Here is a 13,660-nt window from a genome sequence, read left to right as displayed (position 1 = left end):
CATCGCTCCGATCTCGGCAAACACGTCGTGAAACGTTTCATACACCTGTTACGCTCACGGTAGGTCGCCACGCACGGCACGTCAAGGAGTTCGGCCAACTCGCCCTGCGTGTAACCTGGGGGACGGCGTTTTCCCGCCCGACCGTAGTTGACACGTTTTAGAAGGCGGCTCCCTGCCGGGGTCGCACCGGTGCCGCCGGCTGACGGCGACCGGCTGGCAAGGCGACGAGGAGCGAGGGCGATGACGGCCAGCATCAAGGAGGTCGCGCGCCACGCCGGGGTGTCCATCGGCACGGTGAGCAACGTGCTGAACCGGCCCGACCTGGTCGCCGAGGCCACCCGGCGGCGCGTCCTGGACGCCATCGCCGAGCTGGGGTACGTCCGCAACGACTCGGCACGGCAGCTCCGCGCCGGGCGCAGCCGCCAGATCGCCATCGTGGTGCTCGACGTCACCAACCCGTTCTTCACCGACGTGATCCGGGGCGCCGAGGCCGCCGTCGACAAGCACGGCGTGATGGTCGTCGTGTGCAACAGCGGCGACGACGACGAGCGCGAGCGTCGGCACCTGGAGCTGCTGGAGGAGCAGCGCGTACGCGGGGTGCTGATCACCCCCGTGGACGACTCGCGTGGCTCCCGGCTGGAGCAGCTCATCCGCCGGGGCACCCCCGTCGTGCTGGTGGACCGGGGAGCCGGCCGACACAGCCTGTGCTCGGTGGCAGTCGACGACGTGCTCGGCGGTCGCCTCGCCGGCGACCACCTGGTCGAGCAGGGGCACCGGCGGATCGCCTTCGTCGGCGGCCCGCTCAGCATCGCGCAGGTCGCCGACCGGCGCGCGGGCGTCACCCAGGCGCTGGAGGGCAACGCGGAGCTGATCAACGTCACGACCCCGAACCTGACCGTCGGCGCGGGCCGGTCCGCCGCCCGCGAGCTCACCGCCCTACCCGCGGCCGACCGGCCCACCGCCGTGATGTGCGCCAACGACCTGATCGCCCTCGGCGTGCTCCAGGAGCTGACCCGGCAGGGCATCCGGGTCCCCCAGGACATCGCCATCGTCGGCTACGACGACATCGAGTACGCGGCCGCCGCGGCGGTGCCGCTGTCCTCGGTGCGGCAGCCCCGCGAGCAGCTCGGCCGCACGGCCGCCCAGTTGCTCCTGGAGGAGGTCGACAACGCCGGGCAGCACCAGCACCGGCACGTGGTCTTCCAGCCGGAGCTCGTCGTGCGGGAGTCCAGCGCACGGCCCGCGCGGCGGCGACCGCGGCAGCCGTCGATCGCCTCCTAGCGGCGGTCGCCGCCGCGCAGGCCCGGTCAGAAGTCCTCGTCGAAGCCGACCGTGCCGGTCACCCCCACCTGGTAGGCCGACACCCGTCGTTCGAAGAAGTTCGACAGCTCCTGCACGTCCTGCAGCTCCATGAACGCGAACGGGTTGCGGCTGTGGTACATCGGCTCGATGCCGAGCGTGGCCAGCCGCCGGTCGGCCACGTGCTGCAGGTACTCGCGCATGTCGACCAGCGACAGCCCGGACACCCCCTGCTCCAGCAGGTCGGCGGCGAACTGCACCTCACACTCCACGGCCTCGGCCAGCATCTGCCGCACCTGCCGTTCCAGCTCCGCGTCGAACAGCTCCGGCTCCTCGGCGCGTACGGTGTCCACCACGTCGAAGGCGAACTCCATGTGCATCGACTCGTCGCGGAACACCCAGTTGGTGCCGGACGCCAGCCCGTGCAGCAGCCCCCGCGAGCGCAGGAAGTACACGTAGGCGAAGGCGCCGTAGAAGAACAGCCCCTCGATGCAGGCGGCGAAGCAGATCAGGTTGAGCAGGAACGCCCGCCGGTCCTCGCGCGTCCGCAGCTCCCGCAGGTCGTGGATCGAGTTGATCCAGGTGAAGCAGAACTCGGCCTTGCGGGCGATCGACGGGATGTTCTCCACCGCAGCGAACGCCGCGAACCGTTCCCGCTCGTCCGGCACGTAGGTGTCCAGCAGGTTGAGGTAGAACTGGACGTGCACCGCCTCCTCGAACAGCTGCCGGGACAGGTAGAGCCGGCCCTCCGGGGAGTTGACGTGCTGGTAGAGGTTGAGCACGAGGTTGTTGGCGACGATCGTGTCGCCGGTGGCGAAGAACGCGACCAGCCGGGACACCAGGTGCTGCTCCGCCGGGGAGAGCCGGGCGAGGTCGGCGAGGTCGGAGTGCAGGTCGACCTCCTCGACGGTCCAGGTGTTCTTGATCGCGTCCTTGAACCGGTCGAAGAACCGGGGGTAGCGCATCGGCCGCAGGGTCAGGTCCATCCCGGGGTCGAGCAGCAGGTGCCGCTGGCCGGCGGTGGAGCGGGGTTCGGAAACGGTCGTCACTGGCACGCCTCGCAGCTCTCGGGGTTCTCCAGGGAGCAGGCCAGCGCCTCGTCGGCGCTCACGGCGACGACCGGCCCGGCGGCCGGGGTGACCGCGACGGTGGCCTGCTGGATGCGGGTCGCGGGACGCGAGCGCAGGTAGTAGGTGGTCTTGAGCCCGGACTTCCAGGCGTACAGGTACATCGAGGAGAGCTTGCCGATGGTCGGCGCGCTCAGGAACAGGTTGAGCGACTGCGACTGGTCGACGTACGGGGCGCGGGCGGCGGCCAGGTCGATCAACGCGCGCTGCGGCAGCTCCCACGCCGTGCGGAACAGGCTCCGCACCGCCTCGGGCAGCTCGGTGACGCCCTGCACCGAGCCCTCGTCCCGCTTGATCCGCTCGCGGATCGCCGGGGTCCACAGCCCGCGCGCCTTCAGCTCACGGACCAGGTACGTGTTGACCTGGAGGAACTCGCCGGACATGGTCTCGCGCTTGAACAGGTTGGACACCTGGGGCTCGATGCACTCGTAGCAGCCGGCGATCGAGGCGATGGTGGCGGTCGGCGCGATCGCGACCAGCAGCGAGTTGCGCAGGCCGTGCGCGGCGATCCGCGCGCGCAGCGCGGCCCACCGCGACGGCTGCGTGACCCGCGCTCCCCACAGGTCCGGGTGCAGCTCGCCCTTGGCGGCCCGGGTCTGGGCGTACGCCGGGTGCGGGCCGAACCGCTCGGCGAGCCCGGCGGAGGTCTCCAGCGCGGTCAGGAAGATCTCCTCCTGCACCCGGGTCGACAGCTCGCGGGCCTCGGGCGAGTCGAACGGCAGGCGCAGGGTGAACAGCGCGTCCTGCAAGCCCATCAGCCCGAGCCCGACCGGCCGCCAGCGCGGGTTAGACGCCGCCGCCTGCTCGGCCGGGTAGTAGTTGATGTCGATCACCCGGTCGAGGAACACCACCGCCGTGCGGACGGTCGCGCGCAGCCGGTCCCAGTCGACGCCGTCGGCACCCACGTGCGCGCCCAGGTTGACCGAGCCGAGGTTGCACACCGCCGTCTCGGCGTCGTCGTTGACCTCCAGGATCTCGGTGCACAGGTTCGACAGGTGGATCACGTTGCCCGGCTCGCCGGTCTGGTTGGACAGCCGGTTGGACGCGTCCTTGAACGTCATCCACCCGTTGCCGGTCTGCGCGAGCGTGCGCATCATCCGCCCGTACAGGTCGCGGGCCCGGACCGTGCCGACGGCCTTCTTCTCCGCCGCCCGGTACGCGGAGTCGAACGCCTCGCCGTACAGGTCGGGCAGCTCGGGGGCGTCGGACGGGTCGATCAGCGACCAGTCGCCGTCGGCCTCGACCCGGCGCATGAACTCGTCCGGGATCCAGTTGGCCAGGTTCAGGTTGTGGGTGCGCCGGGACTCCTCGCCGGTGTTGTCCCGCAGCTCCAGGAACTCCTCGATGTCCGGGTGCCACGGCTCCAGGTAGACGCAGGCCGCGCCCTTGCGCCGGCCGCCCTGGTTGACCGCCGCCACCCCGGCGTCGAGCGTCTTGAGAAACGGCACGATCCCGTTCGAGCGCCCGTTGGTGCCCCGGATCAACGCGCCCCGGCCGCGCACCCGCGACCAGGAGATGCCGATGCCGCCGGAGAACTTCGACAGCTTCGCCACCTGGTGGTAGCGCTCGTAGATGGAGTCGAGTTCGTCGCGCGGCGAGTCGACCAGGAAGCACGACGACATCTGGGTGTGCCGGGTGCCGGAGTTGAACAGCGTCGGCGAGCTGGGCAGGTACGCCAGGGTGGACATCAGGCGGTAGAAGTCGACCGCCTCCCCCGCCGTCTGCGACAGCCCGCAGGCCACCCGCAGCAGCCAGTACTGCGGCGTCTCCACCACGAGCCGGGTCTGCGGGTGCCGCAGCAGGTAACGGTCGGCGACCGTGCGCAGGCCGAAGTACTCGAACCGCAGGTCCCCGGCCGGGTCGACGGCGTCGTCCAGCTCGCGGGCGTGGGCGGCCACGAAGGCGGCCGTGCCGTCGCCGATCAGGCCCAGGCCGTGGGCGTACCGGATGGACTGGCTGAAGCTTTCCACCTGCTGCCCGCGGACCTCCTCGGCCACGTACGCGGCCAGCAGCCGCGCCGCCAGCTTCGAGTACTGCGGTTCCTCGCCGATCAGCTCCGCCGCCGTCTGGATCGACAGCTTGTCCAGCTCGGCCGTGGTCGCCCCGTCGTACAGGCCGCTGATCGTCTTCGTCGCCACCCGCAGCGGGTCGACCTCGTCCAGGTCGGCGACCCAGCGCTGCACCGCTTCGACGATCTTGTTGACGTCCACCGGCTCGGTGTCGCCGTCCCGCTTACGGACCTGCATGACGTGCCGGCGTTGCCCCGGCCCCGCCTGCTCGCGCGTCGCGCTCATGTTCGCCCTCCTCAAGCCCGTCCCCGAGGTCGAGGGCGCGCGGGAGGACGCCGCCGGACACCCGCGACGGCACAACCCGCCGCCGCTGCCGGCTGATGGCGTCGGCCGTCCCACGCGGCCTTCGACCGCCGCACGCGTCGCGTGCGGCACGCTGGCAGGTCTTCGGACTCGCGGGCGTCGTGCTCGGTGCCTACTGACCGTCGCTTCCCAGGCCCCGCCGGGCCCAGTGCTTCGTTGACGGCGGTCGTTCCCACTCACCGCTGCGGGGCAGCCCCGGAATCACACCGGGTTCCCTCTTGCCTCGACCACCGTGGACCGATGGCCGAACCAGCTACGGGTGACACCATATATGGGCGCAAGGCGAAGATGGCAACACCAGATGATGTGTCGGGCGAGTCGCCTCGCAGCGTGACTTTCCCCTCACGCCAGGTGAGTGGCGACCACGGGCCACCCGCCGGACGACGGGCCAGCCCGCAGGTGCGCGGGCTGGCCCGGATCCGGGTTTGCGGCCGGCTAGGAGGTCTTCAGGCTCCACTGCTGGTTCGCGCCGCCGTTGCACGACCACAGGACGATCTTCGTGCCGTTGGCGGTGGCGGCGCCGCTGGCGTCCAGGCAGAGCCCCGACGCGACGCCCGTGATGCTGCCGTTGGCGTTGACGTTCCACTGCTGGTTGCTGCCGCCGTTGCAGTCCCAGATCACGACCGTGGTGCCGTTGCTGGTGCCCTGGCCGTAGGCGTCCAGGCACTTGTTGCCGTACACCTGGAGCTGGCGGCTCGACGTGTAGGTCCACCGCTGGTTGCTGCCGCCGCCGCAGTCGAAGAGCTGCACCTGGGTGCCGTTGGTCGTCGTCGAGTTCGGCACGTCCACGCAGCGGTTGGACTGGGTGCCGACGATGGTGCCCTGCTGGCCGTTGCCGCCGTTCGCCGGGGGCGGCGCCACCACGGCCGGCGCGGCCGACACGACGGTCGCCCGGTCCAGCGCGACGGAGCCGTTGCCGACGACCCGCACCCGCACGACGTGCTGCCCCTGGGTGAGGGTGCCGCTGTTGAAGAGCGCCACGTTGCCGCGACGGGCGGACGCCTGGAAGCTGACCGTCTGCTCCGGGCCGCCGTCGACCGAGACGGCGGCCGAGCCGTGCGACGGGTCCTGCACCCCGAACAGCACCACGCGGTTGCCGGTGACGGTGAGGGTGGCCGTGTCACCGGCCGTGCCGCTGCGGGTGTAGTCCTTGCTGAAGGTCTGGTTGTCCCCGACGGCCTGCCAGCTCCCCGCGTAGGTGAAGCTCTGCCGGTCGTTGACGTCGACCGGGAAGCCGAACGTGTACGCGCCGCTGGTCGGCACGATCGGGTCGGTGAACGCGGTCGTGTTCACGGTGACGTTCGCCGACGTCAGGCCCGGCGCCGACGCCGTCAGCGTCACCGCGCCGGTCTGGCCCAGCGCGCTCTTGAGATACACCGCGCCGGTGCCGGCCTCCAGGGCCAGCGGGCTCTCCCCCACGACCGCCCCGGGCCCGGTGACGGTGAACGACACGGGGGCGCTGTTGGTGGGTACCACCTGGTTGTTGCTGTCGAGGGCCTTGACCACGACGCGGGTCATGTCCCCGCCGTCGGCCTTGATCGCGGAGTCGTCGGCCGTCAGCGTCAGCCGGGTCGCCGCGCCCGGGGTGTGCCGGGTGTCGGTGGCCACGACCTGCCCGCCGATCCAGCAGTCGGCCCGCAGTTGCCCGCTGCTCACGGTGATCCCGGTGAACTGGAACATCGGGTGCGGCAGGCTCGTGTACGCGTTGGGGTTGATGCGCCCGCGGGACGCGCCGTTGACGAACAGCTCGACCTGCTGGCAGTTGCCGCCGACGTAGACGGTGCCGCTGGAGACGCCGGGCGTCCACTGGCTGGCGATCGACACGTACGGCCCGTACAGCGCCGGGTCGCGCTGCGAGGCGTACGCGGCGGCGGCGATCTTCGGGATCCGGAAGATGTCCGAGACGCCGTGGTAGCAGGTGTAGTCCTGGCAGGACGGCGGGGTCACGAACGTGGTGTTGTAGTCGAAGGCCGCCCAGCCCAGCGCGCCGGCCATGTTCGACCTGCCGGCGGCGGTGTTCTGCACGTTCAGGTGCACCCGCATCGTGTTGACCTGCGTCTGCTCCGGGTCCCACGACTTGTGCGGGGAGGTGTGCCCGACCGCCTCGGTGACCAGCCACGGCAGCACGGTCGGCGCTTCCGCGGTGCCGGAGAAGTCGTTGTAGGTGTAGACGTCCTCCAGCAGCTCGCTGCCCTTGAAGTTGCGCACGCCGCCGGTGGGACGCGACGGGTCGAGCTGCCGGGCCAGGTTGTTGGTGCGGGTGTAGAAGTTGTGGTTGTCGCCGGACTCGTTGATCCGCACCCCCCACAGCACGACCGACGGGTGGTTGCGGTCGCGCATCACCATCTCGCGGACGTTCTCCACCGCGATGTCCTGCCACGCGGTGTTGCCGATGTGCTGCCAGCCGGGGATCTCCTCCATCACCAGCAGACCGATCTCGTCGGCGCGGTCGAGGAACTCCGGGTCCTGCGGGTAGTGCGAGGTCCGCACGATGTTCGCGCCGAGTTCGTACTTGATGATGTCGGCGTCCTTGGCCTGGAGCCGGTTGGGCGCGGCCCGGCCGATGTAGGGGTAGGACTCGTGCCGGTTGAGCCCGCGCAGCTTCAGCGCCTGGCCGTTGATGTAGAACTTGCCGTCGCTCTTGTTGAACTGGATGCTCCGGATGCCGATCCGGGTCTTGTGCTCGTCCACGTAGGTGGAGCCGTCGCGCACCTGCGTGTAGACGGTGTAGAGGTACGGGCGGTCCGGGTGCCAGGCGGTGGGGTTGGCGATCGTGCTGGTGTTGTAGGCGAACTCGACGGCCGACTGCGCGCCGATGGTCTGGGTGGCCGTGCCGGTGGCCACGACGTTGTTGGTGGCGTCGACGACCTGGGTGACGACGGTGACCGACCGGGACTGTGCGCTGTCGTTGCGCACCCGGGTCCGCGCGTTCACCGTGTTGGTGTTCGGCGTGGTGAGGTACGTCCAGTCCACGTGCACCGGGTCGGCGACGATCATGTTGACGTCGCGGACGATCCCGCCCCAGACGTAGTAGTCGATCGCGCCGCCCTCCGGCGGGATGTCGTTGCGGGTCATGGAGTCGACCTTCACCGCGATCACGTTGTCGGCGCCGCCGATGTTGAGGTACGGCGTGACGTCGTACGTGAAGGACGTGTAGGCGCCCTTGTGCTGGCCGACGAAGGTGCCGTTGACGTAGACGTCGGCGACCTTCGCGACGCCCTGGAACTCGACCGCGATCCGGCGGCCGGCGTACTGGGTGGGCAGCGTGAAGTGGCGGCGGTACCACGAGGCGGGCACCTCGAAGTCGCCCTTGGGGAAGCCCTTGTGCGGATGGGTCCGGAAGTAGGGCAGGGTCACGGGGACGAAGCCGCTCTCGTCGAGCCCCACGGCCTGCCCGGCCCCGCCGGGCACGTCACCGGAGAACAGCCAGTTGGTGTTGAAGTTGAGCACGGACCGGTTGGACCCCTGCGGAACGTAGGGGGCGGCGGACGCCGGTCCCGGCGGCCCGATCAGCACGAGCGCGGCGGCGGTGACCAGCGCCGTGAGGGCAGCGGCTAGCTTTCGCATTGTCCTCCCCATCTCTCGGGAATGCGGGTTGAAGAACCGGGCCGTCCGGGTGCAGGCAGGGCTGCTGCGGCACGTGCGCTCCCCCGCCTGGCGGAGGTGACGGGAGCATCGCCAACGTAATTCGTATGACATCTGATGTCAATATCGTTACATGGGAGTACGTCGATGAATAGCGCAGCTCGTCCTGCGGTCCGGGCTGGCGGGCCGTACGGTCGGTTCAGGCGCGGTCACGCCGCGCCACACCGTCCGGACGTGAACGCATGTCGATCGGAGGCCCCGATGAGCCTGATCACGACAGTCGCCGCCGGCCTGGCCGCGACCGTACTGGGTGGCACGATGGTCGGCGCGCCGGCCGCCACCACCACGCTGACCGTCGACGGCCGGTGCAAGGCCCAGTTCGGCATCGGCCAGTGGCGCGACTTCGACTGCACCGCGTCGGCCACCGGCGGCGACGGCGACTACCGCTACACGTGGCAGCCGCTGATCCCGATCACGGTCTTCCACGACGACCGGGGCCCGTCGAGCAGCGGATACTGCACGGCGTACGCCGACACCGTCGTGCGGGTGACGGTCGTCAGCGGCGCCGAGACCGCCAGCGCAAACATCCCGTTCCCCTGCTTCTGAGGTGCGCCCGGATCACCCGCCGAGCCGGGCCAGCCCGGCGGCGAGCAGGCCGGGCACGGCACCGCCCACCGTCTCGAAACCGGAGCCGACGGTCATCCCCTCCACGAACCGGCGGTGCACGCCCTCCGCGATCACGGCCAGCTTGTAGTAGCCCAGCGCCTCGTAGAAGGTCAGATGGATGAGGTCGCGGGACGTGCCGGCGGCGTAGCCCGCCACCAGCTCGTCGCGGGTCGGGAAGTGGTCGCTGCCGGTCACCGGGCAGCCGTGCGGCAGCACGGGCGCGCACACCGGGTCGGTGTAGACCAGCAGCAGACCCAGGTCGGCGAGCGGGTCGCCGATCGTGGCCATCTCCCAGTCGAGCAGCGCGGCCGCCCCGGACAGGTCCGCCGCGTAGATGATGTTGTCCAGCCGGAAGTCGCCGTGCACGATGCCCGGCGCGGACTGCGGCGGCACGGCGGCCGCCAGGCATCGGTGCAGTTCGTCGGCGTCGGCGGACGGCCGGGTCGCGACGACGTCCCACTGCCGCTTCCAGCGGTGCACCTGTCGCAGCAGGAAGCCCTCCGGTCGGCCGAAGGCGTCGAGGCCGACGCTCGCGGGCGCCACGGAGTGCAGCCGCAGCAACAGGTCGACCATCGAATGCCCGACGGCGCGCACGGTCGACGGCGCGAGGACGGCGAGTTGCCCGGGGTCGCGGATCACCACGCCGTCCACCCAGGCCGCGAGGCTGAACGGCGCCCCGATCACGGCCGGGTCCGCGCAGTACAGCACGGGTGCCGCGACCGGAACGGTCGAGCCGGCCAGGGCGGCGGTGACCCGGAACTCGCGGTGGATGTCGTTCGCCGAGGGCGCGATGGTGCCGAACGGAGGACGCCGAAGCGCCCACGACCGGTCGCCGGCGTGGACGGCGTACGTCAGGTTGGAACGCCCACCGTCCACGAAGTCCACCCGCAGGCCCTCGGTGAGGCCCGGGATGCGGTCGGCCAGGTACGCCTCCAGCGCGGGCAGGTCCAGCGAACGCAGGTCGGCGGTCATGCCGGCAGCGCTCCCCGCACCGCCGCGTCGCGCTCCTGGACCCGGCGCTTGACCGCCCGGCGGGAGATCGCCCAGCGATGGGTCTCGCTCGGCCCGTCGTAGATCCGGAACGGACGCACCTCCCGCAGGTAGCGCCCGAGCATGAGGTCACCCGAGACGCCGAGGGAGCCGCAGATCTGCAGCGACCGGTCGACGATCCGCCACACCGCCTCCGCGACGAACGCCTTCGCGACGGAGGTGGACTGCGCGGCGCGGCCCCCGGAGTCGAGCTCCCACGCCGCCTGCAGGATGAGGGCGCGGCTGGCCTCGATCTCGATCTCGCTGTCGGCGAGCATCTGCTGGATCATGCCCAGGTCGGCCAGCGCCGACCCGAAGGCCCGCCGGTCGGCCGCGCGGTCCAGCGCGATGTCCTGGGCGTGGCGGGCCAGGCCGAGCCACCGCATGCAGTGCGTCAGGCGTGCCGGCGCGAGCCGGACCTGGGCGTTGTCGAACCCCTGGTCCACCGCGCCGAGGACCCGGTCGGCCGGGACGAAGCAGTCCTGTAGCACGAACTCGCCGTGCCCGCCGACCATCGCCTCGTCGAGGGTCTCGATCGTCCGGACCAGCTCCAGCCCGGGGGCGTCGGTGTCGACCAGGAACATCGTCGCCCCACCCCGGTCGCCGGGCTGGCCGGAGGTGCGGGCCATGACGATGGCGAACGCCGCCCCGTCGGCGCCGGTGGTGAACCACTTGCGCCCGTTCAGGACCCACCCACCCGACACCGGGCGGGCCGTGGTGGCGAGCGCGCTCGGGTCGGATCCCGCCCCCGGCGCCGGCTCGGTCATGGCGAAGCAGGAACGGATCAGCCCGGCCGCGAGCGGGCGGAGGTAGCGCTCCTGCTGGTCGGGGTCGGCCACCGCCGCCAGCAGGTGCATGTTGCCCTCGTCGGGGGCCGCGATGTTGAGCGCCAGCGGGCCGAACAGCGAGTAGCCGGCCTCCTCGAACACGAGCGCCTGCCCGCGCCGGTCGATGCCCAGGCCGCCCCACCGCGGGGGAAGGTGCGGGCAGAAGACGCCCGCCTGTCTCGCCGCGGCCTGCAGATCGCGCCGCACCTGCTCCGGCAGCGCATGGGCGCTGCCCCGGTGCTCGCGCTCGACGGCGAGCACCGTGCCCCGGACGAACGCCCGGGTGCGTTCGGCGACGGAGCGGGCCGCGTCGTCGGGGGTGAGATCCACGGCCAAGGCTGCCTCCGATGCCATCAACCTGAGCTAACGCTCACTAGCCGATCCAGGGAAGCAGTCCCGCGCAGGCGTGTCAACATGTGCCGGTGGAATCCCGGAAGATGGACGACCAGGCACGCCCGCACGGCCCCGCCCCCACCCCTGCGGGCGGGCGGCCGGATCGAGGCGAGCGGGTCCGGGCCGCAGCGCTCGACCTGTTCGCCGCCCGCGGCTACCAGCTCACCACCATGGACGAGATCGGCGAACGCGCCGGAATTCGAGGCCCCAGCGTGTACAAGCACGTGCGCTCGAAGCAGGACCTGCTCGCCGGGATCATGCTGCGCACCATGACGGCGCTGCTGGAGGACCAGCAGGCCGCCCTGGACGGCGGCACCGACGTCGAGAGCCGGCTGCGCCGGGCCGCCGAGGCCCACGTGCGATACCACGCCCGGCACGCGGCGGAGGCGTTCGTCGGCAACCGGGAGATCAACAGCCTGGACGAGCCGCACCGCAGCGACGTTCTCGACCGGCGCGCCACCTACGAGCGGCGGCTGCGTCAGCTCATCACCGACGGCGTCGACCTCGGCCGGTTCCGGGTCCCGTCGGCCCGGCTCGCCTCGTACGCGATTCTCGACATGGGCATCGGCGTGGCGATGTGGTTCCGGCCCGACGGCGAGTTCACCGAGGACGAGGTCGTCCGCCAGTACGGGGAGATGGCCCTGCGGATCGCGGGGCACCACCACCAGGACGGTTCACATATTTGAACCTGTTGACAGCATCTGGAACAGGTGGAAACAATGGCCGGACTCTCCAGCCGAGCGAGACGGAACCCTCTGTTATGGCGAGCAGCGCCCGAGCGGGCCGTGCCGACCGGGACGGGCCCCACAGCAGCCTCAGCTTCGAACCCCTGACCCCGACCGCCTTCCTCGACCGGGCCGCGGCGGTGCACGCCGACCGGTTGGCGGTGGTCGACGGCGCGCTACGGCTGACGTACCACCAGTTCCACGACCGGTGCCTGCGCCTGGCCGGTGCGCTGGCCGACCTCGGCGTCCGGCCGGGTGACCGGGTCGCCGTCCTGGCACCGAACACGCACCTCATGCTGGAGGCGCACTTCGGGGTCCTCTACGGCGGCGCGGTCCTCGTCACGCTGAACACCCGGCTCGCCGCCGACGAACTGCGCTACATCCTCGACCACGCCGGCTGCCGGGTCCTGCTGCACGACCCGGATCTCGCCGGGTTCGCCGCCACGATCGTCCGGGCGCTGCCCGGGGTGCGGCTGGTCGACGGCGGCGCGGACTACGAGCGACTGCTCGCCGCCGCGCCACCGCGCCGGGTGCCGGTGACCGACGAGCGGGCGCTGATGGCGTTGAACTACACCAGCGGCACCACCGGCCGCCCCAAGGGGGTGATGTACCACCACCGGGGCGCCTACCTCCAGTCGCTGGCGATGGTCGCTCACTTCGGACTGGGCGCCGACACCGTCCACCTGTGGACGCTGCCGATGTTCCACTGCAACGGCTGGAGCTTCACCTGGGCGGTGACCGCCGCCGGGGGCACCCACGTCTGCCTGCCCAGGGTCGCGCCGGATCGGGTCTGGGAACTGATCCGCGACGAGCGGGTCACCATGCTGTGCGCCGCGCCCACGGTGCTTGTGTCCCTCGCCGAGGCGGACGCGGCCGGCGCCGTCGCGGGCCGGCAGGTCACGGTCGCGGTCGGCGGCGCGCCGCCGTCGCCCAGCCTGCTGCGCCGGTGCGCGACGCTCGGCTTCGACGTCACGCACCTGTACGGGCTGACCGAGACCTTCGGCCCGGCGGCGATCTGCGACTGGCGGCCGGAGTGGGATGACCGGCCGGCTGCGGAGCAGGCGGCGCTGCGCGCCCGGCAGGGCGTGGCCAACGTGGTCTCGTGCGAGCTGCGGGTGCTGGACGCCGACGGACACGACGTCCCCGCCGACGGCGAGACGGTCGGCGAGGTCGCGATCCGCGGCAACAACGTCATGCTCGGCTACTACCGGGACGAGGCGGCGACCCGGGAGGCCGGACCGGGCGGCTGGTTCCGCACCGGCGACCTCGGGGTCCGGCACCGGGACGGCTACCTCCAACTGCGCGACCGCGCCAAGGACGTGATCATCTCGGGCGGGGAGAACATCTCGTCCATAGAGGTCGAGGCGGTGCTGTGCAGCCATCCCGCGGTGCTGGAGGCCGCGGTGGTCGCGGTGCCCGACGAGCGCTGGGGCGAGCGGCCGGTGGCCTTCGTGACGCTGCGGCCCGGCGCGCCCGCCGACCCGGACGCGCTGCGCGCCCACGTGCGGGCCCACCTGGCCGCCTTCAAGGTGCCCGACCGCATCGAGTTCGGCGACCTGCCCAAGACGGCCTCGGGCAAGGTCCGCAAGGTCGAGCTGCGCGCCACCGCCCGGTAGGCCGAGCTCTGCCGGTGCCCG

General features: G+C 71.5%; 9 protein-coding genes and 1 riboswitch. Of the genes, 4 read left to right on the top strand and 5 right to left on the bottom strand.

All coding sequences use genetic code 11. From position 1 onward, the window contains the following. The first annotated feature begins 240 nt into the window (after nt 1-240). Nucleotides 241-1,281, top strand: coding sequence for a LacI family DNA-binding transcriptional regulator (locus ACVMYR_RS23470; protein ID WP_431897325.1), 1,041 nt, complete (start codon nt 241-243; stop codon nt 1,279-1,281). A 26-nt stretch (nt 1,282-1,307) separates the two neighbouring features. Here ACVMYR_RS23470 and ACVMYR_RS23465 read toward each other — a convergent pair whose 3' ends face one another. From ACVMYR_RS23465 to ACVMYR_RS23455, 3 genes are all read right to left on the bottom strand, one after another. Next, entirely contained in the window at nt 1,308-2,285 is a 978-nt protein-coding gene (locus ACVMYR_RS23465; RefSeq protein WP_228986740.1) for a ribonucleotide-diphosphate reductase subunit beta, read from the bottom strand. A gap of 59 nt (nt 2,286-2,344) precedes the next feature. Beyond that, on the bottom strand, nt 2,345-4,720 hold the full coding sequence (locus ACVMYR_RS23460; RefSeq protein WP_457122757.1) for a ribonucleoside-diphosphate reductase subunit alpha: 2,376 nt from the start codon (nt 4,718-4,720) through the stop codon (nt 2,345-2,347). Between the two features lie 136 nt (nt 4,721-4,856). Further along, a riboswitch (cobalamin riboswitch) is annotated at nt 4,857-5,067 on the bottom strand. A gap of 166 nt (nt 5,068-5,233) precedes the next feature. Beyond that, nucleotides 5,234-8,365, bottom strand: coding sequence for a glycoside hydrolase family 2 TIM barrel-domain containing protein (locus ACVMYR_RS23455; protein WP_457122756.1), 3,132 nt, complete (start codon nt 8,363-8,365; stop codon nt 5,234-5,236). Between the two features lie 279 nt (nt 8,366-8,644). Between ACVMYR_RS23455 and ACVMYR_RS23450 the strand changes: the two genes are divergently transcribed. After that, nucleotides 8,645-8,989 (top strand): hypothetical protein, encoded by a 345-nt coding sequence (locus ACVMYR_RS23450; RefSeq protein ID WP_457122755.1) that lies wholly within the window; start codon nt 8,645-8,647, stop codon nt 8,987-8,989. A gap of 12 nt (nt 8,990-9,001) precedes the next feature. On the opposite strand, the gene ACVMYR_RS23445 is transcribed toward ACVMYR_RS23450, so the two are convergent. Further along, a complete protein-coding gene (locus ACVMYR_RS23445) occupies nt 9,002-10,021 on the bottom strand; it encodes a phosphotransferase family protein (protein WP_457122754.1) in 1,020 nt (339 codons plus the stop codon). Beyond that, a complete protein-coding gene (locus tag ACVMYR_RS23440) occupies nt 10,018-11,235 on the bottom strand; it encodes an acyl-CoA dehydrogenase family protein (RefSeq protein ID WP_457122857.1) in 1,218 nt (405 codons plus the stop codon). The genes ACVMYR_RS23445 and ACVMYR_RS23440 overlap by 4 nt, the downstream gene beginning before the upstream one ends. Before the next feature lie 92 nt (nt 11,236-11,327). On the opposite strand from ACVMYR_RS23440, the gene ACVMYR_RS23435 reads away from it, so the two are divergent. Both ACVMYR_RS23435 and ACVMYR_RS23430 read left to right on the top strand, forming a co-directional pair. Continuing rightward, nucleotides 11,328-11,984 (top strand): TetR/AcrR family transcriptional regulator, encoded by a 657-nt coding sequence (locus tag ACVMYR_RS23435; RefSeq protein WP_457122753.1) that lies wholly within the window; start codon nt 11,328-11,330, stop codon nt 11,982-11,984. A 74-nt stretch (nt 11,985-12,058) separates the two neighbouring features. Beyond that, nucleotides 12,059-13,639, top strand: coding sequence for a long-chain-fatty-acid--CoA ligase (locus ACVMYR_RS23430; protein ID WP_457122752.1), 1,581 nt, complete (start codon nt 12,059-12,061; stop codon nt 13,637-13,639). Nucleotides 13,640-13,660 lie beyond the last annotated feature (21 nt).

The sequence above is a fragment of the Micromonospora sp. PTRAS2 genome, assembly GCF_054052245.1.
The sequence above is the reverse complement of the archived record's forward strand: the minus strand, read 5'-3'. Positions and strand labels throughout refer to the sequence as shown.